Here is a 2,694-nt window from a genome sequence, read left to right on the forward strand (position 1 = left end):
CGGGTGGACGCGGCGGGTCTGGGGCTGGTGGCGGCGGGGCATCCGTTGTTGGGTGCGGCGGTGGAGTTCGCCGACCGGGGTGGCTGCCTGCTGACGGGCCGGCTCTCCCGGTCCGGTGCGTCGTGGCTGGCCGATCACGAGGTGGCCGGGACGGTCCTCGTCCCCGGTGCGGCGTTGGTGGAGTGGGTGTTGCGGGCGGGCGACGAGGTCGGTTGCTCCAGTGTCGAGGAGCTGATGTTGCAGGCTCCGGTGGTCGTGCCGGCCGCCTCCGGTCTACGAGTGCAGGTCGTGGTCGACACGGCCACCGATGACGGCCGTCGCGAAGTCCGCGTCTACACCCGGCCCGACGACGGCGACAACGAATGGGTCTGCCACGCCACCGGCATCCTCACCCCCGAACCCACGGCCGCGCCCGATGGGCTGATCGGTGCCTGGCCCGCGTCGGGTGCGGTGCCGGTCGAGGCGGAGGGTTTCTACGAGCGGATGGCCGACGTGGGATACGCGTACGGCCCCGCCTTCCAGGGTCTGCGGTCGGTCTGGCGGCACGGTCAGGATCTGCTGGCCGAGGTCGCTCTGCCCGAGGCCGCCGGTTCGCACGACGGTTACGGCATCCACCCCGCCCTCCTCGACGCCGCCCTCCACCCGGCCCTCCTGCTCGACTGGGGCGGGGAGCCGCAGGACGACGGCAAGGTATGGCTGCCGTTCACCTGGAACCAGGTCGGACTGTGGGCCGCGGGCGCCGACACCGTACGCGTGCGGGTGTCACCCGTCCGGCACGACGCCACCGAACGGGAGCTCCGGCTCCTCGTGACGGACGCCGCCGGCGCGAACGTACTGAGTGCGGGATCGGTGACGCTGCGCCCCGCCGACGTCGGGCAGTTGACATCCGTACGCGACGACGACGGCCTGTTCACCGTGCAGTGGACACCGCTCCCCGTGCCGGAACAGGACGCGTCGGGCGGCGATGCCTGGGTCGGCATGGCCGACGTGCGCCCTGGGGACGAGGCGCCCTGGGCGGTGGTCGCTCCCGTCGAGGCCGGCGACGGACTCGCGACGGCGGAACGCGCGCTGTCCCTGGTCCAGGAGTTCCTGGCAGCACCCCAGCTGGCCGATTCCCGGCTGCTGCTGGTGACGCGCGGTGCCGTCGCCACCGACGACGGCACCGACGTCGACCCGGCCGCCGCCTCCGTCTGGGGCCTGATCCGCAGCGCCCAGTCCGAACACCCCGGCCGCTTCGTACTCGTGGACACGGACAGCGACGACCTCCCGCAGGCCGCCCTGCGTCACGCCGTTGAGGAGCTGGACGAGCCCCAACTCGCCCTCCGCGACGGGACGCTCCTGATCCCGAGGCTGGTCCGCGCGGCCGGAGGCCCTGCCGTCGGCGCGCCCGCCGAGCAGGCGTGGCGGCTGGAGACCGGTGGTGCCGGGACGCTGGAGAGCGTGGCCCCCGTGGCCTGTCCCGAGCTCATCGAGCCCCTGACCTCCGGCCAGGTGCGCCTGGAGGTCCGGGCTGCGGGCATCAACTTCCGTGATGTCCTGGTCAGTCTCGGCATGGTGCCGGGACAGACCGGCCTGGGCGGCGAGGGCGCGGGCATCGTCACGGAGGTCGGGCCCGACGTCACGCACCTTTCGGTGGGCGACCAGGTCATGGGCGTACTCGGCGGCTCCTTCGGCCCGCTGGCCGTAGCGGACGCCCGCATGATCGCGCCGGTCCCACGGGGGTGGGATGTGCGGGAGGCGGCCGGTGTGCCGGTGGCGTTCCTGACGGCTTGGTACGGGTTGGTGGAGTTGGCTCGTGTGAAGCCGGGTGAGTCGGTGCTGATCCATGCCGCGACGGGTGGTGTGGGGATGGCGGCGGTGCGTATCGCCCGTCATCTGGGTGTCGAGGTGTACGCGACGGCGAGCCCTGCCAAGCATGCCGTGCTGGAGGAGATGGGCGTCGATGCCGCTCATCGGGCCTCGTCGCGCGATGCCGGATTCGAGGAGACGATCCGGCAGGCGACCGGTGGCCGTGGTGTGGATGTGGTGCTGAACAGCCTGACGGGCGAGTTCATCGAGGCGTCCTTGCGTCTGCTCGGTGATGGCGGCCGGTTCCTGGAGATGGGCAAGACCGATCTGCGCGACCCCGGTGAGGTGGCCGTCGAGCATCCCGGGGTCACGTACCAGGTCTACGACCTCGTCACCGACGCCGGACCTGACCGGATCAGGGAAATGTTCGCGGAAATGGGGGAGTTGTTCGCCTCCGGCGCGCTCGCCCCGCTGCCGGTGCGCTCCTGGCCGCTGGAGCGGGCGCGGGAGGCGTTCCGGTTCATGAGTCAGGCCAAGCACACCGGCAAGCTGGTGCTGGAGATACCGCCTGCTCTCGACCGGGACGGCACCCTGCTGATCACCGGCGGCACCGGAGCGCTCGGCCAGGTCGTGGCCGACCATGCGGTCCGGCAGTGGGGAATGCGGCATCTGCTCCTGGTCGGCCGTCGTGGGTTGGATGCTCCGGGTGCCGGTGAGTTGGTGGAGCGGCTGGGTGCGTTGGGTGCCGAGGTGTCGGTCGTGGCGGCGGATGTGAGTGATGCGGAGGCGGTGGCGGAGCTCGTCGGCAAGACGGATCCCGCGCACCCTCTTACCGGTGTGATTCATGCCGCGGGTGTTCTGGATGATGCGGTGGTGACGGCTCAGAGCCGGGAGGGTCTGGCGCGT

At 71.7% G+C, this 2,694-nt stretch carries 1 protein-coding gene; it reads left to right on the forward strand.

Annotated features, from left to right (window positions below):
- Positions 1-2,694: polyketide synthase dehydratase domain-containing protein (locus tag ACZ4A5_RS31570; protein ID WP_467591815.1), on the forward strand; the 2,694-nt coding region annotated here is incomplete at both ends.

This window comes from Streptomyces sp. NPDC025618, assembly GCF_055558795.1.